General features: G+C 44.8%; 16 protein-coding genes and 1 pseudogene. 5 read left to right on the top strand and 12 right to left on the bottom strand.

What is annotated here, in order from left to right; translation table 11 throughout:
* Nucleotides 1-404: 404 nt before the first annotated feature.
* The 3 genes from IQ270_RS13225 to IQ270_RS13215 form a co-directional block, all read right to left on the bottom strand.
* A complete protein-coding gene (locus IQ270_RS13225; protein ID WP_193973655.1) occupies nt 405-1,853 on the bottom strand; it encodes a hypothetical protein in 1,449 nt (482 codons plus the stop codon).
* Between the two features lie 238 nt (nt 1,854-2,091).
* A complete protein-coding gene (locus IQ270_RS13220) occupies nt 2,092-2,379 on the bottom strand; it encodes a phosphatase PAP2 family protein (RefSeq protein ID WP_193973654.1) in 288 nt (95 codons plus the stop codon).
* A gap of 201 nt (nt 2,380-2,580) precedes the next feature.
* Nucleotides 2,581-3,453 carry an alpha/beta fold hydrolase gene (locus IQ270_RS13215; protein WP_193973653.1) on the bottom strand — a complete coding sequence of 291 codons (873 nt, stop codon included), beginning with the start codon at nt 3,451-3,453 and terminating at the stop codon, nt 2,581-2,583.
* A gap of 91 nt (nt 3,454-3,544) precedes the next feature.
* Here IQ270_RS13215 and IQ270_RS13210 point away from each other — a divergent pair, with 91 nt between their 5' ends.
* Nucleotides 3,545-4,039 carry a GAF domain-containing protein gene (locus tag IQ270_RS13210; protein ID WP_193973652.1) on the top strand — a complete coding sequence of 165 codons (495 nt, stop codon included), beginning with the start codon at nt 3,545-3,547 and terminating at the stop codon, nt 4,037-4,039.
* Nucleotides 4,040-4,048: 9 nt separating this feature from the next.
* Here the strand turns inward: IQ270_RS13210 and IQ270_RS13205 are convergent, their stop codons facing one another.
* The 5 genes and pseudogenes from IQ270_RS13205 to IQ270_RS13185 all read right to left on the bottom strand — a co-directional run bounded on the left by IQ270_RS13205 (nt 4,049) and on the right by IQ270_RS13185 (nt 14,981).
* The gene (locus IQ270_RS13205; RefSeq protein WP_193973651.1) at nt 4,049-5,599 is read right to left on the bottom strand and encodes an ATP-binding protein; all 1,551 of its coding nucleotides are present in this window, start codon (nt 5,597-5,599) and stop codon (nt 4,049-4,051) included.
* 847 nt (nt 5,600-6,446) lie between these two features.
* Entirely contained in the window at nt 6,447-9,413 is a 2,967-nt protein-coding gene (gene uvrA, locus IQ270_RS13200) for an excinuclease ABC subunit UvrA (protein WP_193973650.1), read from the bottom strand.
* A gap of 185 nt (nt 9,414-9,598) precedes the next feature.
* Entirely contained in the window at nt 9,599-10,042 is a 444-nt protein-coding gene (locus IQ270_RS13195) for an aspartyl protease family protein (protein WP_193973649.1), read from the bottom strand.
* Between the two features lie 251 nt (nt 10,043-10,293).
* Complete coding sequence (locus IQ270_RS13190; RefSeq protein ID WP_228056327.1) at nt 10,294-12,489, bottom strand: alkaline phosphatase; 2,196 nt, start codon at nt 12,487-12,489, stop codon at nt 10,294-10,296.
* A gap of 827 nt (nt 12,490-13,316) precedes the next feature.
* Nucleotides 13,317-14,981, bottom strand: a pseudogene (locus IQ270_RS13185) (IS1634 family transposase).
* Between the two features lie 118 nt (nt 14,982-15,099).
* Between IQ270_RS13185 and IQ270_RS32295 the strand changes: the two are divergent.
* Nucleotides 15,100-15,648 carry a hypothetical protein gene (locus IQ270_RS32295; RefSeq protein WP_339384151.1) on the top strand — a complete coding sequence of 183 codons (549 nt, stop codon included), beginning with the start codon at nt 15,100-15,102 and terminating at the stop codon, nt 15,646-15,648.
* A 193-nt stretch (nt 15,649-15,841) separates the two neighbouring features.
* On the opposite strand, the gene IQ270_RS13175 is transcribed toward IQ270_RS32295, so the two are convergent.
* Together IQ270_RS13175 and IQ270_RS13170 are read right to left on the bottom strand one after the other, a co-directional pair.
* Nucleotides 15,842-16,474: a 7-carboxy-7-deazaguanine synthase QueE gene (locus IQ270_RS13175; protein WP_193973647.1), complete on the bottom strand. Its 633-nt coding sequence runs from the start codon at nt 16,472-16,474 to the stop codon at nt 15,842-15,844.
* Nucleotides 16,475-16,768: 294 nt separating this feature from the next.
* Nucleotides 16,769-17,467, bottom strand: coding sequence for a class I SAM-dependent methyltransferase (locus IQ270_RS13170; protein WP_193973646.1), 699 nt, complete (start codon nt 17,465-17,467; stop codon nt 16,769-16,771).
* A 42-nt stretch (nt 17,468-17,509) separates the two neighbouring features.
* Here IQ270_RS13170 and IQ270_RS13165 point away from each other — a divergent pair, with 42 nt between their 5' ends.
* The 3 genes from IQ270_RS13165 to IQ270_RS13155 all read left to right on the top strand — a co-directional run bounded on the left by IQ270_RS13165 (nt 17,510) and on the right by IQ270_RS13155 (nt 19,560).
* Nucleotides 17,510-17,722, top strand: a complete 213-nt coding sequence (locus tag IQ270_RS13165; protein ID WP_193973645.1) for a hypothetical protein — start codon at nt 17,510-17,512, stop codon at nt 17,720-17,722.
* Nucleotides 17,723-17,977: 255 nt separating this feature from the next.
* A complete protein-coding gene (locus IQ270_RS13160; protein WP_193973644.1) occupies nt 17,978-18,748 on the top strand; it encodes a hypothetical protein in 771 nt (256 codons plus the stop codon).
* A gap of 365 nt (nt 18,749-19,113) precedes the next feature.
* Nucleotides 19,114-19,560, top strand: a complete 447-nt coding sequence (locus IQ270_RS13155; protein ID WP_193973643.1) for a hypothetical protein — start codon at nt 19,114-19,116, stop codon at nt 19,558-19,560.
* A 549-nt stretch (nt 19,561-20,109) separates the two neighbouring features.
* On the opposite strand, the gene IQ270_RS13150 is transcribed toward IQ270_RS13155, so the two are convergent.
* Complete coding sequence (locus tag IQ270_RS13150) at nt 20,110-20,661, bottom strand: cyclic nucleotide-binding domain-containing protein (RefSeq protein ID WP_193973642.1); 552 nt, start codon at nt 20,659-20,661, stop codon at nt 20,110-20,112.
* 334 nt (nt 20,662-20,995) lie between these two features.
* Nucleotides 20,996-21,988, bottom strand: coding sequence for a DUF1517 domain-containing protein (locus IQ270_RS13145; protein ID WP_193973641.1), 993 nt, complete (start codon nt 21,986-21,988; stop codon nt 20,996-20,998).
* Nucleotides 21,989-22,344: the final 356 nt, after the last annotated feature.

The following is a 22,344-nucleotide window of genomic DNA, read 5'->3' as shown; positions in this document are numbered from 1 at the left end:
ACAGTCAACGACAAGCCACAACCAATGCTATCAGCCACAGGGCCGACTTTTAACTGGCCGGCAATTCCTCGCCGGGCCTGACTGCTGCGGGTTGACGAGCAAGAATTTCTGCGATTTTCTAGACTGCACCCTACTTTCTCGCCCTCAACGGAAATCTCGCTCAGATTCTGTGTGAGGCAACATAACCATACACTACCAATTTACCAGTGGCAGGAGGGTTGTTACAAGATTGCCAATTAGTAGGTATATAAACTGTGCAATTAGCGGGTCGGAGAGCCCAGAGGGAGAGAACCGGAAAGGGGGATTTTTGCATCTAAAACAAATAATTGCGATAATAACTAACTTTATATTATAGCAATAATAAATTATTGCTAAAACTTGTCAACTCTCAGAAACTTTAATTGTCAATTGCTTGAGTTGAATTCAATCAAAATAGCGCTGTTCCCCGCCACCGCAAAAGTCACCTTACCACCCTTCAAGGTTAACCTACCAATAACCTCATCCATTGCCCTAGAGCCGAACTCCCGCACCGTGCCATTACCAGCTTTGATCAGAGCCGAAATATCGGCACTAACAGTGTAAGATTTTGGTTGGTCATTGACAGCCAGCAAGTAGAGATTGTTGCTAGCATCAAGAGTTGCAACTACCATTAAATCGGAACTGTTAGCCAATTCTACCGGAAAAAAAGTAGCTTTCGCGCCCTGCAGGGCCCGAATTCCCATCCGCAAAGCATAATATCCGGCACGCCGTTTTCCCCCACTTCCCAATAAACCTTCCGCCAGTCCCGACTTTCCCCAATCGTACAAACAAAATATGTGACTGCCGTAAATATAATTATCCCCCGGTTGGGAACCTCGAATCAAATTTTTAATCAAACTTAAAGCGAGAGATAAATTGTTATAACTAACTTCATAACTTCCCCACTCACCAATCCAAAGCTGCGAGTTAGCAAGTGCAGTTCCCTTCATCTGGCTTCGCACTTTTTGGGTATAGTTAGAAATATCTGCATCGTAGTTGTGGAAGTTGACCGCATCGAAATAATTAGGTATTTCCTGCAAAGCAAAAGCGGGCCATTTGCTGCCGCCTATGGTGATCGGGCCGTGAATGCGGTAAGGGCGATCGGGCAAATAAGTTTTGTAAACAAAGTCGATCGCATCTTTTGCCACCTTAACCAACTCAAAATAATCCGCCATAGTTCCGCCCCAACCCTGTTGGCGGTAGTCGGGTTCGTTGTGAATTTCCCAATCATCAACGCGGTAGTCATTGCGTACATTCAGCCAATAAACAGTAGCAAAAACGTGTTCCCACCACTCATTCCAATCTTCTTTAGTCCGGGGCGGATTCAGTTGCAGCGCCCAACTCGGATTCCAGCTATTATCAACATTACGAATGCTGACAACCGGGCGAATATTTGCTTGTTTGAGAGTATTAAAAATAGTTCTCGCATTACCTTGCCAAACAGTGCCAGGTTCTCCAGACCACCAATAATCGCTACCGTGAGGCGGGTCGGTCATAATCTTGTCCCAAGGCGTCCAATTAATTATATTTGGATTTGCCTTAATTTCGGAGATTTCCGGCTGGCCGTATTTGCCGTCGTCGTCTTCGGGTTCCCACCGAGACATCCCGCCGTAAATCCGATAAGTATTAATTCCCAAATCTTGTAAATCTTTGAGGTCAAAGTTGATGTTGCCCTCGACGGCACCGATGTAGCGAGTGCTGACACCCGCAGCAGTGCCGGAGAATTTAATTGCGACGGTGTTTTGAGCAAAAATTCCCCTCGCGCTGCACAACTCAAGGATCAGGGCGATTAAAATGCCGATCGTAAAATTCCGAATTGCTGTTTTGGATAACACGGAGGAAATGGGTAATTGGTAATTGGTAACTCGCAGACAATAGCTGCCCATTCAAAATTGGTATAGCGATCGAGCTCATTCATTGTATCAACTTAGTTTGTTGCGACTTACCCAGGGGCGGTAAGAAACCGGGTTTTTATCGACAAGACTCGTTACGGTGTACAGATTTGCTCAAAAACCCGGTTTCTCAGAGTCGCGGCTGCACAAAAATCGGGTTGTTACCAGAATACTTCGTTTGCTAAAACTTCTCCACAACATACTTGCCCAAATTCCTCCCCGCCTTCAACCCATCTCGGTTATCCGAGGGCCAATGAGCACCGCCGTAAACGCGACTCATCCCAGCTTCAGTAAAACTTTGAAAAGTCCGAGGCTGCAAATTTACTGAAGCATCAGCAGCCGCTGTAAAACTCACATTATCGCCGAAAAAAGCAGTCAAAACTGCATCCGCTGCACCGCCAAAGGTACTGTGTCCAGAAATACAAGCAGGGGAAGATGGAGTAAGCTGTCGCACAAATAGACATTGCATATTCAGGGCGGCCCCGACACCCAACTGATTGTTTTATTGTTTTTTAGATAAAATTTAAATGCCGCAACAGCTTATCGCCTCGGCGAATCACACTGCATATTTGCTGTTCGCTAGTGCTAAAATCCTGGCTGGGCAGACATCCTATCAAACGGCTGCTGCAAATAATGTGCAAAATATGAGTTGAAGGTGCAAAATATGATCTCAAACAGCTTTACTTGCCAAGAAATCTCTCATGTAGCGATTCACTAACTGCGGCTGTTCCTGCTGCACCCAGTGGCTGCAATTAGGAATGTACTGAATCTGAAAATCCCGCACGTAATCTGCTGTCTGGTATGTTAACTCTTTGCCGAGGGCGCTATCATTTTCTCCCCAAATCATCAGCGTCGGAACTTCCAGCAGGTTCCAATTCCGGCGAGCGAGAAATCCGCCAGCCAGATTGCGGTAATAATTGATAGTAGCAGTCAGAACTCCCGGTTTGGCAGCCGCATTTTTGTAAGCTTGGATATCTGAGGGGGTGAAAGTATTTTTGTCAACTGCCATGCCTTCCAAAGCAAGAGCGATCGCCCGATAGTCGCCCAACTTAATTAAAAATTCCGGCAAAACTGGCAACTGAAATAAAAATATATACCAACTTTTCAGCAATTGTTGGGGAGTTCGCAACCCTTCAGCAAACTTTGCTGGATGGGGTAGATTCATCACAATTAATTTATCCACCATCTCTGGATAAGCATAGGCGAAATTCCAGGCGATCGCCCCTCCCCAATCGTGGGCAACTAAGACACAACTTTTGTAGCCAAAACATTGAATAATTCCCTTGACATCTTGCACAAATTCTGCCATTATATAAGCAGATTTATGCTTCGGTTTATCACTGTCGTTGTAACCCCTGAGATCGACAGCGACAACTTGATAATCCGATGCAAATTCCGGGATTTGATGCCGCCAAGAATACCAAAATTCAGGAAATCCGTGCAGCATCAGCATCAATGGGCCTTCACCTTGAGTGACACAGTGCAGTTTGATGCCGTTTGTGGTGATAAATTCGTGTTTCCAAGCAGCTTCTACCACAGACATATTTGATGTTTCCTCTAGATGTAAATTTATCTTAGCAGTTGTTAAAGTTAATATAGGTAAACTTTAGGCAGATACTTAAGGAGTTAATACCATGTCTGGCGATCGCCTGCAAAACATTGTTAACCGCTTGACAGCTACTCTCAAGCGCGACGTATTAATTGAAAAATCCCTATACGAAATTCGAGAAGTGTTGCAGAGCGATCGCGCGGTGCTGTATTATTTTTACAGGCAGTGGCAAGGTCGAGTGACTTGCGAGATGCTAAGTGCGATCGAACTCTCAATCTTGGGTTCAACCGGGCCAGACGAGTGTTTTAACGGCGAATACGCTGCTTTGTACGAAGCAGGTAGAGTTAGGGCGATCGCAGATATTGAAACAGAACCCATCAACCAATGTCACCGAGATTTTCTGCGTAGCATGAAGGTTCGCGCTAATTTAGTCGTGCCAATCTTAACGAAAAAAGGGCTGTGGGGGCTGTTAGTTGCTCATCAGTGTAGCGGGCCGCGTACTTGGTTGCGATCGGAGATTGAATTCATGCAGAAACAAGCAGAAAATATGGCAATGTCTCCGACAATTCAAGATAGTTAATACAGAACTTCACGCACGAATAACTGTAACCGATCGCCCCATTGGAGTAGTATGAATCTCAGTGTTCAACCGTTCTTCCAATTCCAGTGCATTCTCGCGGCGGTCGAATATTACCAACCAACCAGAATCCTGTCCCAATCTAGCCAAATATCCATCTAACTGTTCCAAACCTTTACTCAAAGGATCGACTTTTCTAGTCCGCCAAACCTTCAGTTCAATTCCCAATGTTACCTCACCGTAGCGCAAACATAGATCCATGCGATCGCGCCCGATCGCATATTCCCGTTCCAAAGTTCCCCCACCATTAATCACCCGATGCAGAAACGCCATCAGCACCAAATGAGGCGCAATTTCAGGATAGGAGGCACTTTTGAGCAAAGGTTCGCCATGCTGCAACCAAAATCCCATAAAAGCTTGGAGCAACGCATCCGTGATTAGTTCGCCGCGAGAGTTCAACCAAGTCGGACTGATCATCGGTAAACTATCTTGCGGGCCTTGCACCAAAACTCGTGGCAAAACTTCTCGGTAAATCGGATTGGCGATGACCAAACCCCCAGCCGGATCGCGTTTGAGCAAGCCCAAATCTACCAGGTATTGGCGATCGTCATTAGAAGACTCTGGCAGTTCTTGTCCCGCTAAAATCGGCTCGATAATCGCTTTAACTCGATTTTCTCTCAGTTTTTCTGCCAAACTATCTAAATGCGTATCTTGACGTTGAATTATAATTTCTTTAGCTGTTAAAATATGTTCGGTTGTAATTTCTATAGATTCATCAGTAACTAACTCTTCTACTATTTCCTTAGCTAGTGCATTCACCAACCAAGGCTGTCCCTGAGTGAGTTCAAAGGCTAAAGCTGTTGCTTCCGGTGTAAAAAGTTGTCCGGTATCTTCGGTATGTTGCGCGTAGAGTTCGGCGACTTCTTCGGCGTTAAAATTGCGTAAAGTGAGCGATCGCACTTTAATATTAAACGGACTAGAAGTATTGAGTCTGTCGCTACCGCCCCCAGCCACTTTGTAATCCCGCACATCCCGCAAACCGATTAAACCAACCGATTGAGGAAAAGCTTTAGGACGATTGGGATAAGCATCGCGCAGTTGGCGCAAAATGGAAATCAAAGCTTGGTCTTGCAATGCGTCAATTTCATCAATAAAGATTACCAAAGGACGAGGGGATGCTTGCGCCCAAAGACTCAGTGCATCGCCGATTCGCTGTCCCGATTCCAACGAAGGCCAAGCTGGAGGCTGTAATTCCTGGGGAAGTCGGATGGAAATCGCCCGTCGCCAAGCAGCCAGAATCGCCTCTTCAGCACCAGCAATATCTTGACTGAAGGGTGCGCCGACCTCTACAGATAGCATCACAGCGGTGTATTTTCCGCTATCAGTGAGTTGTTTGGCCAAAGCTAGCATGGCGGTGGTTTTACCCACTTGTCGGGGTGCATGGATGACGAAATAGTTGCGTTGAGCGATTAACCGTTCTAAGCCAGGTAAGCGCAGTGTTGGGGGTAGCACGTAATGAATGTCTGCTTGGCAGGGGCCTGCGGTATTGAACCAGCGTGGCATAGCTAAATTGGGGGTAAAGGGGTTGCTCTCAGTTTACTGTGCTGTACCCGAATAGAAAAGATAAAAGTTACTCGGAGCGCCGTGAATTGATAAAGCCTTTGTCAAGGGCCCTGAGCTTGAAAATACGGGCTAACGATCGCTGTCATAAAACTTCAATCCAGCATCTTAAATACTCTTAAACGACGATATTATTAGTATTAATCATTTGAAAGTGCTGAAATGTTAGACCAAGCCCCAAAACTGTAAAGAGTAAAAGCTAGAGGCACTGTACAACTCCCAGGAAAAACTATGCCCCTCATGCAAATTTCAAAGCCTTTTCTAATCCCAGCACAGCGTCGATGTTTTATCCTTAATCATCTTGGCATCACACTTTGGGCAAGGATGTGTACTAGGCCAGGGATAGAACCGCGATCCCCGACATTGAGGACAAGTACTCGGATAATCATAGTTAGGATCGCCAGTCGGGCCATCTTTGCCATTGCGCCCAATCCCAACGTCAACTACTGCTTTACAATCTTCACAGGTCATTGTTCTAACAACAGTGATCATTCCAAAGCCCAGACCACCAGAAACCTCTTTTGCTATGTACCCACAACCAGGACATACAAAGTTACATTTTATACCCATTGTTTTCTTTCGTTAATGAAGCTTGGCTAATTTGTACCAGTATACCTCTGTCCCAAAGCCGATCGGATTGCAGAGCAGAACTCTCTGACGACTAAGCAGACTAACTTGTAATAGTATTTTAATTGTAGGGTGCGTCAGGTGAGTTTCTTTAACAATTATTTAAAGTTTAAATATCTGACGCACCTTACTAATTATGAGAATTGCGTAATTCCTGTTACTATTAACTAACAGCTACAGCACTCCCTAAAGGATGCTGCTGCAAAACAGCTTGCAAATACTTCCCAGTATAAGACATCGGATTTGCCGCCACATCCTCCGGTGTCCCCGCCACAATAATCTCGCCGCCCTTATCTCCCCCTTCCGGGCCAAGATCGATCGCCCAATCGCAGCACCGAATCACATCCAAATTGTGTTCAATTACCAAAATTGAATTACCCTTATCCACCAACCTTTGCAGCACATTTAACAAATGGTGAACATCGTAAAAAGACAAACCAGTCGTCGGTTCATCAATTAAATAAAGCGTCTTCCCAGTCGCGCGGCGCGACAGTTCCGTAGCCAACTTCACCCGCTGCGCTTCGCCCCCAGAAAGCGTCGGCGCAGGCTGTCCCAACTGAATGTAACCCAAACCCACATCCACCAAAGTTTGCAATCTGACACCAGCCCTGGGAATATTTTTAAACATTTCCCAAGCCTCCTCCACAGTCATGTTCAAAACATCAGAAATTGACTTGCCTTTATACTTTACTTGCAGCGTTTCTCGGTTGTAGCGCGCACCTTTACAAACCTCGCACTGCACGTAAACATCCGGCAGAAAATTCATCGAAATCACGTTCACGCCTTGACCGCCGCAAGCTTCGCACCTGCCTCCTTTCACGTTAAAAGAAAACTGTCCAGCTTTGTAACCTCTTGCCTTCGCTTCAATGGTTTCGCAAAATAAATCCCGAATCACATCAAAGACTCCCGTGTAGGTAGCGGGATTGGAACGCGGAGTGCGGCCGATGGGAGATTGGTCGATGACAATTACTTTGTCAACCACATCCTGAAGAGAGCGTTCTCCCTTCGTTTTTAGGGCTTCCATATCGGGCGGTAAAGGAACTTTTTTGGTGAGATAGTGTTGCAGTGACGGATACAGCAATTCATTGATTAAAGTGGATTTTCCTGAACCGGAAACACCTGTCACGCAGACAAGTTTTCCCAGGGGAATTTCCACATCGACGTTTTTTAAATTGTTGCGACTCGCATTTTTGATTGAGAGAGCTTTCCCGTTGCCTTTTCTCCTTTCGTTGGGGGTTTCAATTACTCGTTTTCCCGACAGATAAGCACCTGTCAAAGATTCCTCGGCTGCTAGCAAGTTTTCTAAACTTCCTTGCGAGATGATTTTGCCACCGTGAACTCCGGCACCTGGCCCGATATCGACAATATGGTCGGCGGCGCGCATGGTTTCTTCATCGTGTTCTACGACAATCAAAGTATTGCCTAAATCGCGCAATTTTGTTAAGGTTTGCAGCAGCTTAAAATTGTCTCTTTGGTGCAGTCCGATGCTGGGTTCGTCCAAAACGTAGAGGACACCAGTCAGACCAGAACCGATTTGAGTGGCGAGGCGAATTCGCTGGGCTTCTCCGCCGGAAAGTGTCATTGCGGCGCGGTCTAAGGTCAGATAATCTAATCCGACATCTAGCAAAAATTGCAGCCTTGCTTTGATTTCTTTCAGGGCTAAATCGGAGATTTGAAATTGCCGATCGCTCAATCCCAAATTATTGACTCGTTCTCGACATTCGCGAATCGAAATCCCCGTCAAGTCCACAATTCCGTACTGTCCCAACCGTACCGACAGCGCTTCGGGCTTCAAGCGTTTGCCGTGACAACAATCGCAAGAGCGATCGACTCGATACTGTTCCAATTTCTGCTTGATCAGATCGGAACCAGTATCGTCGTACTGGCGCTGCAACATGGAAATTACGCCCTTAAAATCTCTCCTCAAATCAGTGACGCTGCTGTCTCGCTTCTTGCTTTCTCCGGTTTGTTTTGACTCATTACCGTACAAAATCACCTGCTGGTGTTCTGGCCTCAAGCGGAACCAAGGAGTGTCAATATTAAACCCGCAAGTATCAGCAACGCTGCACAGCAAAGAGAGATAATAGGAATTGTCTTTGTCTGACCAAGGGGCGATCGCACAATAAACAGGTGCTTTGTCATCAGGAATGACTAACTCCGGCGCAAAAGTCCGCAAACTCCCCAAACCGTGACAGTTGGGACAAGCGCCGTAGGGCGAATTAAACGAAAATAAGCGGGGGGAAAGTTCTTCCATCACCGCGCCGTGTTCAGGACAAGCAAAGTTTTCGGAAAATACGATCGGCCCATTGGCTGGTTCGGAATTTTCGTCAGGCGGTAACTCTTCTACGATCGCAATTCCCTCAGAATGCCGCAAACAAGTTGCCAGAGAATCCACTAAACGCTCTTCTAAACCCGGTTTTTTAACTAACCGATCGACAACTATCTCGATATTGTGGATATGATTTTTATCTAATTCGATATTTTCCGAAAGTTCTAAAATTTCTCCGTTAACTTTGACGCGAATAAATCCTTCTGAAGCTAAACTCGACAATAATTTGCGGTGAGTGCCTTTTTTTCCGCGCACAACTGGTGCCAGAAGGTGAAAGCGAGTACCGTCTGGAAGTGCCATAACTCGATCGCACATTTCATCAATTGTCTGCGGCGCAATGCAGCGATCGCAAATCGGACAGTGCGGTTCGCCAGCTCTGCCGTACAGTAATCTCAGATAATCGTAAATTTCTGTAACAGTGCCGACAGTCGATCGCGGGTTGTGAGAAGTTGACTTTTGGTCGATCGAAATAGCCGGACTCAACCCCTCGATCGCATCCACATCCGGCTTATCCAACTGTCCCAAAAACTGGCGGGCGTAAGCGCTGAGAGACTCTACGTAGCGCCGTTGTCCCTCTGCAAAAATTGTATCGAAAGCTAGGGAAGACTTTCCCGAACCCGAGACACCAGTAAACACGATCAGTCGATCGCGCGGCAGTTCCAAATCGATATTCTTAAGGTTGTGCTGTCTCGCACCGCGAATCCGAATCGTATTTTGGCTGTTGGAGTTAGAAGTCGTCACATGATGCCCGTTGTCGGATGCACAAGGCTTGCTGTGTGAGGTTTTGGCGCGTTGGGACATGAGAATAGTGCAAAACAGTGCTTAACCATCTTAGCGCTGCCTTTGGACTAGCTGGCATCCAAACTCAAGAATATCAAAGAATCTTAAACAGTTGACAGTTGACAGTTGAGGGTTCAGTTTTAATGCCCGCTGCTGTTTGCAAACTAGACTGCATAATGTTTACTTCCCCTGCATTGAGATTAATATCAAAGAATCGTCAAATAAGTTTCCGTGGGCCCGTCGGGCAAAACCTTCAAACTTTGATGTTTCAAATCCACTTCAATTCCCAGCGCTTCCATTGGAATCACGCCTAAAAGCGGAGTTTTCCCATCTGGCAATTCCAAACACTCAAACGTGCCTTCGCGCCCGCACAGAAAAATCGAAGCATCTCGAAAAATCCTCGCCTCGCTAATGCCCGTAGCTGTTTCCACAACCACTTGCTTGAGAATTTTCAAACCCAGTCTAGCAATGACATCTTTAGGCAAACACAAAGTAGTCGCGCCTGTATCCACTAGAACATTTTCTAGAGTAACAGACCTGACTTGCTCAATAGGAATCAAACCATCTTCTGCTTTTCCTTCATCCAGCCGATTCGTAATTACTAGGGTTGTTGTAACTTTTCCCATGAGGCTTTCTGTAGTTGACTGCATAATTTTCATCTGAAAAATTGCTGTCTTAATTTTAGCAGACAATAAGCCTCTTGCTAAAGTCCTTTTAATCATTTTTTATGACGATGCTCAGAGCAACGTCCCACAACAAAAAAGATTGGACGTTGCTCCGAGCATCGTCCAATCTTTTTTGGGAATAATTTTCATCCTAAAATTCAACCAGAGCTGAGATTCCGAAAATAAAGATTATTCCTGTTTAATCCTAGCCTTTTTTAGGAGAGCGAGCCATGCAATTACTTGGGATTAACCACAAACTGACTCACAATAAACGGCTTTTGATTGATAATCGCCTGTGGATTAGCATCAAGTTGCGGCTGGGTGTAGGGTTCTACGCCGTAAGTCGTGACCAGCAACTGCTGCGTTCCAGGGGCGATCTCAAACTCATTCCAGCCGTAGGTATGCACTCCTAAATATTGCCCCTGAAGCAATTTAGCGTCAATCCCAGAACGTTCTAAACCTACTGGATCGTATCCGAGCGGCGCTGTCCGAGCATCCAGAATATTGCGGACAAAAGCATCTTTTTGTTCCCTTGTTGGCAATGAATTATAGCGATCTTTTTCAGATTGTGGCAGGAGGGCGGCGGGCGTAAAAGCAACTGTTGCGGGGCCAAAGGGGGCAGCAAATGGGCCTTGACCAATATTCAATTGAATCGCAACGGGACTCGTCATTACATCAATCACATCCGTGGGGATTTGCGGCTGACCTGCTGCTTCTTGATAGGTGACGTTATTCACGACATAGCCGTGAAAATCTCCAGTAGCAAAAACCACATTTTTGATGTTATTCTCTTTGATGAAACGCAGCAAATCTGTTCGCTCAGCCGCATAACCTTCCCAGCGATCGCCTGCAACGGGAATGCCAAAATTTTGAATCGGATCGCTTGACATAATCACCTTCCAAGTGATGCCATTTTGCTGAGATTTCAGCAAGTCATTTTTCAAATCCTGAAGTTGCACCGCCCCTAACATCGTGCGATTCGGTGTAAAGGCATCGTTGAGGAACTTATTAACAGTAGCCTGGTCGGAAGTTTCCGGAATACTTTTTAAGGAATTATCGCGAAAAGAGCGCAAATCTAACACAAATGTAGCGGCATCACTACCGTAGGTATTGTAGCGATAAAGCTTCTGTTCGTTAGCAGTGCGGGGGTCTCTCGTATTGCCGTAAAAATCGTCTCGCACGGGATTGTAAGCTTGAAATGCTCGCAAAGCATCGTCAAATACAGGCGTATCGTTGACAAAGCCTCCCCCTGTCCCGAAAATTCCTTCCTTCTGAGGCGACTCGGCGGGCGTTGCACCTCCGGCAAAATCATTGGTGAGTTCGTGGTCGTCCCAGGTAGAATAGATGCTGGTGGAAGCCTGCAAATTAGCCCAAGTATTGAGGCCATAACGCTGAGAGTAAACTTCGTTCTGCTTGGTGCTGAACTCTTCAAGAGTTTTCGGTTGTCTGACTCCTGGTAAATCCGGCGATAAATCGTCTACATAAGCGCTGTCGCCGATGCGAACAAAAAAGTCGAGATTGCGTTCTGCTGCATTTGCGATCGCCGGAAAAGGAGTTAGTTGACCCTGCCAATCCCCAGCCACGCCAAATCGTAAACCTTTGCGACTTCCCAATTCAGCAGCAGTACGGAATTGTCCGACGGCTGAAGTGCCAGCGGCATCGCGCACGCGGTAAAAATATTGAGTTCCTGCCTTTAAATTCGTCAGTTGAACTTTCACCGGCATCGTGATCTCGGTGGCTGTATTCGTGAGAGTGCCGACAATATTGCCGAAGTTGCGATCGGTGGAATATTCAAAGACAACATTACCAAGAACTGTGCTGCGCGTCCACAAAACCGTTGAATTTTGGGTAGTATCTCCAGCAGCCACGCCATTCGGCAAAGTTGAATCGCCAGACTTAATAAATGGTGTAACTTCGCGTCCTTCAGCAGCACCAAACTGGATATAATGTTCGATGCCAGTGATTTCGTCGCGCTTAACAGCAGCAGCCACACCAGGGTTTTTACCCAGATAATAGCCATCGTTATATAAAGGACTGGGACTGCGATTTTCCGATTCACCAAATAGGATGAAGTGACCAATGCCTGTAATTTCATCGCGATCGACGGCGGCAGCTACATCGGGGTTTTTTGCTAGATAATAGCGGTTGTTATAGAATGCGCTAGGATTGCGTCCCTCAGATTCTCCAAAATTAAGAAAGTGTTGTATTGCTGTCGTGGCTTTGCTATTAACTGCGGCTGCAACATCCGGGTTGTTTAGGACGTAATAATTACTGTCGAATAGGGCGCTAGGGCTGCGACCCTCTGATTGACCGAATTGGCTGAAGTGTGCAAATCCGTTCGGGAAGCTTCCGTTGGCTACAGCGGTAGCAACAGCGGGGTTTTTTGCCAGATAATAGCTTTCATTAAAGAGACTTTTAGTGTCTAACATCATGGAAAATACTAACTCTTGTTTAAGGGCTTTGGGTCAAAAATGACCTTCAGAGGATTATATACTGTTGGGGCAGTATTTGTAGGGTGCGGATCCACCAAAAATCCTTGCATCAAGACCAAAAATTTGATAGAGACGCACCTAACACAATTCCCATCTGCTAGTATTTGTAGGGTGCGGATCCACCAAAAATCCTTGCATCAAGACCAAAAATTTGATAGAGACGCACCTAACACAATTCCCATCTGCTAGTATTTGTCGGGTGCGGATCCACCAAAAATCCTTGCATCAAGACCAAAAATTTGATAGAGACGCACCTAACACAATTCCCATCTGCTAGGTAGGTCGCTTGCTAGATAACAAATTGAATTTTGGAATTAAAGAAGGGCGACTAACCCTACGAATAATCTGCGTTTATCTGGCTCGCATCTGCGGTTAACTTATCAATATTATTTGACAACAGCAGTCGGTGCAACCATATTCCAATTTACCCGAGAAACACCGTACAAAATAAAATTATCCAAAAGTCCGTAAGCACCCCCGCAATTGTAACCCACATTCCGCAGATCAGACCCGGAGGAATGGGACTTTTCATAAATTAACAGTCATCAAAATTTTTACTACCTAACTTTTTCGGCTTTAGTGTAACTTTTTTTCAAATTAATCGATAATTCTAGAAATTGACTTTACAGATTTTTGTTAATAGACTCATTCTTTTTATCTAGCAATTTATTTGACCTAAATCAACCAAAGAAATCTCGGTTAAGATGATTGTTATCTTGGCTAATAATTGAAATTTATTCAAAATATCTAGCTCTTTATATCAATAATCATCCATCTTCAATCATTAAATAGTATTGACCGCAAACCTTCCCTAGATAATTCAATAACTGTTGGCGTTCTTTTGTTAAATTGCTCACCTGCTCCACTTTATTCAGAGTTACTAAATGCACGGCTTGAAACATCTGAAATACCCATCGCATAGTCGGTTTATTTGTGAATTCCTTGACCTGATTTCTGATGCTCTCATTGGCTGATTCTAATTCTTGCCTCAACTTTCTTTGAGCGAGGTTGTATACCAGCATACATACTCCCATTATCATGGCTATTGGTTCCACTCTTTCGGGATTCTTCACGAATACATTTGATGTGAAAAATCAGGGATCTTTGAGAAATCTAAATCCTCTTTCGGTACTTTGTTGCGCTTTGTATTCTTCTAATATCTGTCGCTGACTTAATTCATTTTTGTCGATAATATTTGTGGCTAATATGAATCTACCTGCTTTGATTATTTCGGCTGATATTACTGATTCTCTGATTTCTATTTCCCCGGTTATTTGGTATCCTCTTGTCTCTGGTTTGGTTGTTGGCTTGGGTCTGGTTGTTGGTTTTTTTATGGGTTTCTCTCGACAGTCAATTTCTGTAATCTGGTGATATTTTCATGAGTCTGATAGCTGGTTTATTGCTATTTCTGCGTCGGCTTGACAAGCAAATTCTTGCCGAGATAGCTTACGCAGTGCTGCTTTCACGGTTTCTAACTGTTTTTTTACTTGTTTGTTTATTTGTTTGATGCTTGCGGTTTTCCTGGCTTCACTTTCTACGATTAACCATCTTTGTTTGATGTTGCTATATTCGCTGGTTCTTTCGGCTATCTTATATCCGGCTAGTCCGCTTGGTTGCCATTCGGATTCGCTAATTTCTAGGATTTTATTTTGTGCCTCTTTTATGCTTAATGGGACTCTGGTTATCCATTTCATTCCTGCCATTGCTGAGATGTTGTCGGCTGTATATAAGGCGCTGTCTGCTACGCAGATTCCTTCAAATGTCCATTGTTTTTTGAATTCTTTTAGTCTTGAGACGAATACGCTTTTGTCGTCGATGTTCCCTGAGTCTATTTTTAGATATAGTGGTATGTCTCCGTCTCCTGTTACGATCATGTCTATGATGAATTGTTTGAGGTCTGGTCGATGGTCCCTGGAGTATCCGTGTACTATTTCTATGGGTTTGATTTCGGTGTCTGCTTCTGAGGTTTCTTTTTCTATTTCGTTGATGGCTTCTGTTTCGTTTTTGTAGTCTCCATCTACGTACATTGAACTGCCGTCTAGATGAATGCTGTTCATTTTTACTTGAAATTTATGAGCTGCTTTTAGGGCGATTGCTGTAAATATTTTTGTGGTTCCTGTTTGGTAGTATTTGTCTAATGATCTCCCTAGTCTGTCATCGTTTAAATGTTTGGGCAATATTCCGTTTCCGATTAGATGTTCTGTTGCTTTTTCAACGAAAAGTTCCTCGAATATGTATAGTGGGGCGCTCGAAAATCCTAATTCATTCAAAATCATTGCTTTCATTAGTTGTCCGGAACTTAGGGTTTCTTTGCTTTTGATTTCGACTATTTTATTGACTTCTTCTACCAATTCCATCTCGTCTATTATTCCTGCTACTATTCCTAAATGGTCTATATTTAGGACTTTTATTGCTTCTTTTGCCTCATTCATGGTTTTTCTCCCTTTCTACTTGACTTGATTATTTTACACCAAAAAAGCCTGAAATGACTACTAGGTAATCATTTCAGGCTTTAATTTCTACAATTAGAGCGTCATTAAATCTGCTTGAATATCTACAGAATGTGGGTTAAACAATTTAGAATCTACTCCCAGAACAATTCTAAAAGCGCACAACAGCCGAATTACCAGCCTGCGTTTCAGTCCCGACGGCAAAATCTTAGCATCCGCCTGCGATGACAGTACAATTAAATTGTGGAATCTCGAAACCGGCACCGAAATTCAAACAATCCAAGGGCACGGAACTTGGGTAAAAAGCATTAGTTTCAGTCTTGATGGCAAAACTTTAGCATCCGCAAGTTTCGATCGCACAATTAAACTGTGGAGTATACCAGATGCCAGGGCGATCGCGACTTTTGAAGGACATGGCGATCGAGTTAATGATGTCAACATCACTCCTGACGGCAAAACTATCGTTTCCGCTAGCGATGATTCGACATTAAGAATCTGGAATTTAGAACTCAATTTAGATAGTTTAATCGAACTTAGTTGCCAGTGGCTGAGCAATTATATTGTTAATCATCCTGAAGAAAGGGCGATCGCACAAATCTGCGATCGTTCAAAAAATGGCATAAATTATGACAAAAATTTGGGCTTGTAGGGGCAGGTTAACCAATAATTTATGATCAAAATGAATAATATTGTAAATCCGCCCCCACCAACAAGAAAAATGTACCGTGAATTTATTGTGAAATATTCATGTAAATGCTGGCGGGGATGGGGCGAGTTTATGAGATTATTTGTAGGTTTCATAGATAGTTTATGAAACCCGCCCCTACAGGATTTTGGGATTTTTATTGCACACCAATAAACTTGTGAGTTTGCAAAGACAACCTGTAACTCGGATGCTGTTTTAGTAACTCCAAAATAATCGGAATAGCCCGCTCGCGCGATTCCCATTCCGGCTGCAAAAACACAGGCACCTTGATACCTTCAATAAAATATTTTTTGTAAAAATCAACTTCTTCGCCCGTGCTAACCACCAATTTAATTTCATTAGCTTTCTTCCAGAAATGCTCTTGCACCGGATATTGAGGATTGATATGTTCTTTAGGAGAAAGAGTAATCCAAGCCTGCGGCGAAACATCTTGCCAATAAGCGCCAGAAGTTTCAATGCTCACTTGCTTGTCAGCTTGTAACAATGCTGCAACTAATTTTGGCAAATTCGGGTGGATGAAAGGTTCGCCTCCAGTAATCACAACCCTCGGAGACTGCAATTGAGCTAGCAATTGTGCGATCGACTGCGGCACCGATGGCAAATCTTTGCCCCCATTTGCATAACCGGTATCGCACCAAGGACACCGCACAGGACAACCGGCCAATCTGATAAAATCTACTAAAGTTCCCGTCCAGTAACCTTCGCCTTGAACAGTGCACTGAAAAGTTTCGTGAATTGGCAATTTTACTTGTAAATTTGATGCCAGCATTTGTCACTTTAAATTAATAATATTTGTTGAGGATTTTGATTGTAATTGATCGTCGGTAATTAATATAGTTCTAGATAAGCTGTTGCGGCATTTAAACTGTATCTCACAAAAAAATAAAATTATTGTGGGGTGGGCAGGAGAGCGGGCCCTGAATATGCAATGTTTATTTGCGCGACAGCTTACACGGGTAGGAAGAAACCGGGTTTTTCACGAAAATACTGTATCGCAGCCTTCAATACAGATAAAAACCCGGTTTCGAGGAGTCTTAATGAAGTTCCCAGCAACTAAAACTGTTTAATTTTGATGTTCTGGTTGCATGATAGTAGCCCAGCGGCGTTTCAGGGCTAAAGTCAGTCCGTCAGCAATGGGGACAACACTCAGAGTAACTCTCGGATCGTTACGCAATTTGTCGTTGAAACTGCGAAGGGCGAGGGTACTTGTGTCTTGTACTTCAGGATCGGCAACTCGTCCTGACCACAAAACGTTGTCAATTACAATTAAACCGCCATTGCGTACAAGTTGGAGCGATCGCTCAAAATAAGCCTCATAATTTTCTTTGTCCGCATCGATGAAGGCAAAATCAAAGGTTCCTGCTTGTCCCTCGGCTATTAGTTTGTCGAGAGTATTGATTGCCGGGCCCAATTTCAAAGAAATCTTGTTTGCGACACCGGCAGCTTCCCAATAGCGTCGCGCGATCGAAGTATATTCTTCGCTGACATCGCAGGCAATAATTTGACCGTTAGGTGGCAGCGCTAAAGCTACGCACAGCGAGCTATAACCCGTAAAAACTCCAATTTCTAAGGTTTTTGTCGCTCCCATAAGCTGTACCAGCATCTCCATAAACTGACCTTGTTCGGGAGCTATTTGCATCATACCCATAGGATGCTTAGCAGTTTCTTTCCGCAGTGCAGCCAGAATATCGGGCTCTCGCAGGGAAATAGATAATAGATAATCGTAAAGCTGATTTTCCAAGCCAAGAGTTGAGTTCGCCATTGGTTTGTCCTTGCTGCTGACTTTTGATGTGAGATTGTAGACGTGCAGTTATTGGAAATTGAAGACGGTAGAGTTAATTTTGCCAGCTTTTTTGCTGGGGACGATCGCAGGTTGCACTATCGCCGTCTCGATTACAACCTGGTAATTTGCACGGCGCGCGATCGACCTCTCAATCAGTTTATCTCACCCACAGCCGATCGAGCAGCCCGGGGCTCGTTCCTATTTCTACCAAAATTTCTCAAGTTTAACCCCTGACAATTATACATTTACCATCTTTTCCCCTCTCCAGCAATAAAGGGGTTTTTAACCTGGATTGCCCATTCCCTATTCCCCATTCCCCATGAGCGATCGCAGTCAAGTTACGATTTAATCATTGAGTTATCCAACTTCGGGGACAGCCGTAACTGCAAGTTTAGTTCGATAGTCAGCTTTCCTAACTGTCACACAGTCTCCAACAGCACCTGCAAAATATATCCACAATCAAAATAACATTTCGCAAAGGATCTCGCTATGTATTACACTTTTGCAGGTTTCGGTGCGGGTACAGGTTTATTTTTATTGTTAGTTTTTGCAATTCTGCAATGGCTGCACGTCCCCGCAGGCAGTTTTATTGATTGGATAATTGCCATTGCTATTTTTGAATGGCTGTTGCTAATAGTTACAGTTCCTTGGAATGTGCATTTTGAAGCTAAAGAAGTTTTATCGCAAGCTGCAGAATCTACTAAGAAAAACATTGCTGTCGATTCCGAACAACTCAAATACGTTAATGTATTAGCTAGCCGATCGCTCGTTGTGGCGATCGCCCTTCACCTGGGAAGCGCGATCGCGCTTTACGCCCTAGCCGCCACTGGAATTAGTGCTGTGGGCTATCTCAGTTCCGGTGCTGCACTGCTGTTAACCGTACTGCGTCCAGCTATCCGAGGTTATCAGTATTTAGCCCAGCGGCTGACAACAATCCGTCGCCAATTTTTGCACCCCCGCGAAGATATTGTCGAACTCCGCACCCGCTTTGCAGAATTAGAATCTACAGTCAGAAATTTGGCAGATCAATTAAATTCAGACGATGAAACTTCTTGGGCTGCTGTCCAAGAGCGGGAGCAACGGGCCACTAGAATAGAATTAACTAATTTAGCTGCATCTCTACAATCTTGGCGATCGACCAATCAGGCAGAACACACTAAACTGGCAAGAGATGCCGAAAGTGCGATCGCCCAGCTAACCGACGACGGACAATTTCTCAACCACGTCCGCGAAATCATCCGCTTCTTTAAAGAATCGTAAAATTAGTCATTAGTAATTAGTTAGTAGTCATTGGGAATTGTTAGCTGTTGACTGTTAACTGTTGACTGTTGACTGTTGACTGTTGACTGTTGACTGTTGACTGTTAACTGCCAACTGACTACTGTTGACTGCCAATTTACAAATTCCCTACCTTTTGATAGATGTCAAAGGGTCGATAATGTCACTTTTTTTAAGAAATATAAAATAATCAGTCTTGAGGAAGACTCAATAAATGTATTAATGTATTATGTAAGCTCAAATTGTCCCAAACTCTAACCAAAGATAGTTTGTGAGTGAGTTAGCTTAGGCTTAATATCTGAACATAAGCCAAAGACCTTGTGAAAAAATAAAAGAAGGAATAAATCATGACTAATCGCCAACCAACACCGCCCGACGAACAAATTAGCAAATCAACACCTGCCGACAAAGAAATCGAAGCTAATATGGAAGCCCCCCATTACGACAGGGGCATTACTCCAGCGGAGACGGCAGCGCGGCAAGAACGCGAAGGCTCTAACTTCATGCACGCCACCACCGAAGAGAAGCAGCAAAGTGCCAAAACAGACGACCAAACCGATGACGAAAGCATTCACACTACAGATGGTTATACAGTAGACCAAGAAGGTCTAGTTAACAATTACGCGATCGAACCGGAAATGTACATCAACGAACCGGGCGATTTGAAAGCAAAAGAAGAAGCAGAAGCCGCAGAACGCCAGCGAATTCTCGCAGAAATAAAAGAGAAAAAAGGCGAGGAAGGAAAACTGACAGAGGAAGCAGACACCCGCGGCAAAGGGCCGGGAATTATCTAGGTTGTATGGTTGGCAGTTGCGCTTCAGCGCGCGAGGCGACAAGTTTAAAGGGACGGGTTTTTCTAGATACGGCAATTGTCGATCGATATTTCTGGTAAAACCCGCCCCTCTTTGGCTTGAAACTTATGCGACCAAAACTCGCTCCATACAAGCCCTGTCCTTTGAAGAGAGATTTAATTTCTCGCGCTTGCTGTCCTGATTTCTTCAACTGGTGAAGCGTCTATATCAAGAGTCCCCATCTTAGCATTGGGAGACTGTAAACCGACCCAGAGACAGAGTAAAACTACCCAAGGTAGCATCCGGATCGTCAAGCCTCAAGAATCACCGCACGTGAAAAGTAGGCGAGTACCTCAAGGATAATTTTATATCAAGTTCTCCGAGAACCACCATAATAAGATTGGTTCTCCGCATCGGACTTGCATCCGATGCGGAGAACCCTTTTGATTGCGGGTAGTTGCAGCCCGCCCGGTAAAAAAACCGGTTTCTTGAGTTGGAGTGCTTCTGTTTTGAGATTTGAGAATTTACATCAATACCCGTGCTTAAAATTGGTCAATCCTTAATATTTTCCCTCAGCCAATTAAACTTTGCCTGAGCTAGCGCCAAATTTTCTATGATGCTAGGATTGATATCCTCTTCTAATTCTGGTTGATCAAATTCTATACTGCGCCCGTATTCTATATGTCTGATCGTACCGCGCATCCTGTCTGCCAGACACAGCGAAATTCCATAATAAAAGCGGGAAGCAAAGCCCATATCGTTTTCGAGTTTGATTACTAGCTGTCGCCTGGGAATTGCCAGCAAGTGAGTTTCTTCGATCGCCTTCACCGTTGCCAAAGGAGGGCGAGCATCAATAAAAGAAACTTCTCCCACCAGTTCTCCGCTCCCTATTTTAGCAATTTCTTTAGTCTCCCGGCCCTCGACCGAAACGCTCAAAATCCCATCCAAAATAATGTATAGCGCATCAATTAGTCTCCCTTCAAATATCAAAATCGCGCCCGGTTCTAGAACTTCTTTTTTGCTTTTTTGGACTATCCAGTCAATATCGTCATTATTTAACTGGCTCAAAATAAAAAGTGCTTTTTTTCTGCCGCTGTCTGCCATAAGTTAAGCTCCCGATCGCTTCTTTGTAGAAAATTTAGACGGTGCGCTATTGCAACTTCTTCTGAAGCAGTCACTCCTCGCTGCTAAATACAGTTTTTCGCTCCTGCCTCGCTTCTTCACAAAACGATTCTAAGGCAGACTTTCCCAATAGCAGATGCATCGCACTGAATAATAATCTTTCAATAATAGCATTTGTTAAAGATTTTTTTTTTAAACTCGATCGGCATCCACAAAATCCTGTCAAGTCAAATACTGGTTTCAAAACCGATCGGGTTCGCCCCACAGGTTTAGTGCCGGATCGGGCGCGGCAGACAATGCTCCGCGCCCAGTCTCACTAAATCGATCGCAAATCAGGATACCCAGCCAACATATCATCAGCAGTCAGAGTGTCGCCGTTAGCTTGAGGAGTCCACAGCACTTCAACCGCCAGCAACTCCTCGCTCGATACTCCCCCAATTTGGCGCAAAGCTTGGCGCAAATCTTCAGAGTTTTTCACCGATGGCAATTGCAATTTGCCTTGAGCACCGACAATCACCGTCACCACAATAAATTCACCGGGATCGGAATTCAAATCAGAAGCAACCAGCGCACCGTTTTCCTGCAAACCAGGCAAGCTCTTGCTGCTCCCCGCCTGCCGGAGCTGGTTATTGTAATTCGAGAGCGTTTCTTCAGTAAACTTGCTGCGTTCTGCCAAAGAAAACTGGTTAAATTTAGCTTCGGCTGCTTCCAAGCGAGTTTGCATAGATTCAGCGCCGGCGTAAACCCAATATTCAGGATGCCGCAGCAGCGCTAGAGTAGATTCTTGCAGCACTTGAGCACGACCTGCCGCTGTATCGGTATCCGCTTTGCGCGCTAGCGAGTCGAGTTCGGCTTGCAAACCGCGGGCCTCTGCTAGCAAACCAACTTGCAAGCGGGCCACAGATACGGTGCTATTAGTAGTGCTGTTGCCGAGTTCGTCGGTTCCACCCCCGGCGCGGCGGAAGCTTTGGACGAGGAAATTAGCGATCGAAATAAAAATCAAAATCGAGAACAGACCGCCAAATCCGCCGCCAAATCCAAAAAACGGCAGCAAGAAGGGGAAACCAAATCCGCCACCAAATCCCCCACCATAACCGCGCGGGTAGTAACCCCCTCCAGACGGGGCGTAAGTGCGACTAGGAGACGAATAACTGCGCGCCGGAGCTCTAAAAGAGCCGCCGCCCATGCGTCCTCCGCTGCGGGCAGCCAGAGCTCCGTCAGCGTTACCGAGGGCTAGGGTAAGTACCAAACCGATCGCAAATAATGGTTTCAAAAGCGGTTTGATCTTGGAAATTAGTTGTTTGTACATAAGACCGTTACTATTCGATACACTTATAATTTACAGTCTATCTTCGCCGATGGGCAGCCCGGTTATAGGTATGAAGCGTGCGAGATATCCGTACCAACCGATCCAACCACAGTTAGGTCTGAGTCTGCAAACGAGAAAAGCTACAAAGGACTTGCATTCCGATGCTCCCGAACAATAGACCTCTGGAATAATTATTGTGGAACAGGCCGGAGAGCCTGTTCAAGACTTGATTTTCAGCAGAGGCCTAATCGACATCGCCAGTTTTACAGAAATTTACTTAAGTAACGGGCGATCGACCAACAATAAGCTCTAGACTTTTAAACAAACGTCGCCAGTTCTAGAAACCAGGACTCGAT

The sequence above is a fragment of the Microcoleus sp. LEGE 07076 genome, assembly GCF_015207455.1.
In the GTDB taxonomy this organism is placed as follows: domain Bacteria; phylum Cyanobacteriota; class Cyanobacteriia; order Cyanobacteriales; family Microcoleaceae; genus Microcoleus.
This window is presented reverse-complemented; position numbering and strand designations above follow the sequence as displayed.